Origin of the sequence: Enterobacter cloacae complex sp. S1, assembly GCF_014930525.1 — a bacterium.
In the GTDB taxonomy this organism is placed as follows: Bacteria; Pseudomonadota; Gammaproteobacteria; order Enterobacterales; family Enterobacteriaceae; genus Enterobacter; species Enterobacter hormaechei_C.
The window spans coordinates 1-1,871 of record NZ_JADBRE010000083.1 but is presented as its reverse complement, the minus strand read 5'-3'; the positions used below and the strand labels follow the sequence as shown (position 1 = coordinate 1,871).

Here is a 1,871-nt window from a genome sequence, read left to right as displayed (position 1 = left end):
GATATAGTTTCTAAGTTACAATAATCTGAGTACTCAAAATGTTAACACTAGGGTTGGTTTTTTTTATCTTTTTGATTTTTTTAAAGACAAAAAATAGCAATTACAGCATTTACTATATTTGTTTTATTTCTTTTTTTATAATATGTCATTTCGTGTATTTTATAAGCAAGGATGGTTTTTTAGATATTAATTTAAATGAATCGGATTGGCAGGCTTTTTGGCAAACTGTCATATTATTAATAATGACAGTTGTAACATATCGCTTTACCTCCGTCATTATCAAAATTGGCCCGCCCCAAATCAGTATTCTTAAATTTAATGCCGGTTATCGGCTTCTTCTTTTTTTATATGGGGTAGGTGTTGTCATTTATACCCTACAAAATGGAATAGCACTTGGGCTTTCTTATAATGATCGCTTGACTGCTAATACAGGTGGCGGTATATCGATAATATTAATGTACTCATACATACCAGCAATGATTTTAGCATATATAAAAATGCCGACCAGAAAAAACCTATTTCTTTGTCTATGCTTAAGTACATTATGTGGTGTTATATACTATATTGTTATCGGCGGTTCCCGAAACGTACTTGCGGCAGGTGTATTTTCTCTGATTTACCTAGGGCTTTTATATAAAAATATTAATAAGAAACAACTGTTTTTGGCATTAGCCATAGGAGTTGTAACATTGATGCTCCTAGAGTTATATCGCTATGTAAATAACTTTTCTGAAGCATTGGATTTTATCCTGAATGGAGGAATCCAGGTTATTTTATTTGCGTTTGAATCCTTTTCCCCTATGCATGCGGTTTTAAATATAAACGATGCATTAATGAAGAACTATTTCGAAATTCAGTATGCAACGACTTTCTTAAATGAATTTTCAATTATCATTCCTAGGTTTTTATGGGAAGGGAAACCTATCAATGTTTATAACAATGGTTATTTTTATACAGCAGAGATATTAGGCTTAGATACAAACTTGACAATGTCACCTACATTCTTAGGAAGTTGTTTGATTATGTTTGGGCAGACATTCTATTGGATTGGAGGTGTTTTAAGCGGGTTAATTATTTTTTTATTTGATAAAATAATATCATCTTCAAAAACAAGGTATACAAAATTATTATTATTAAGCAGTATTGGCTATCTATTCTTCTGGGTGCGAGATGGATTTGAGGTATATTGCTATATTTTGATTAAATTCGGGATAATAATGTTAATTATGTATTTTTTTAATTCATTTATAAGTTCGTTGATTTCAAGAAGATGAAGAAATTAAATTTGATTGTCTCGATGATGTTAAACGATAAATTATGGTCACTTCTTTTTACGGTTTTGCCTGGTGTAAATAGAGTGCTACTGTTCTTTATAGTATCGCACGTAGTAACTACACATACTTTCGCGCTTTTCTCTTCGGTATATTCTATCGCTGTAATCATATCAATGATTGGTGGTGTTGGTGTTGGTACAGTAATTTTAAAGAATAATACTGAGTTTGGTATGCTGGGCTTCTTAAAAGCTACAATCATTGGTTTCGTGACAAGCATATGTTCAGCCATAATTATTTTATTTTTCTTTAAAGATGTTTTATCATCAAGTTGGCTAGGTTTAATTATTTTGTCTGTTGGTTTAATTATGAACCAAATACTCAGATATATGATCATCGTAAACAAAAGCTTTAAAATAGGTACATTTAACGAATTAGTACTTATGTTACCATCTTTGATTTTTTTGGTAATGAGCCAAATAGATTTAATTTCTATTTTAGGAATAATGTATATCATACAATCATTGCTGGTTGTTTTAATCTTCTTCAAGGATTCAAGCAATCCTAAACTGAATTACTTCAAGGGCGCTTTTTATATTG

1 protein-coding gene and 1 pseudogene are annotated in these 1,871 nt (G+C 30.6%); both read left to right on the top strand.

From position 1 onward, the window contains the following. Positions 1-38: 38 nt before the first annotated feature. Positions 39-1,274, top strand: a complete 1,236-nt coding sequence (locus IM290_RS21525) for a WzyE family oligosaccharide polymerase (protein WP_193354517.1) — start codon at positions 39-41, stop codon at positions 1,272-1,274. After that, positions 1,271-1,871, top strand: a pseudogene (locus tag IM290_RS21520) (hypothetical protein); the annotation flags it as partial. The gene IM290_RS21525 and the pseudogene IM290_RS21520, both read left to right, overlap by 4 nt.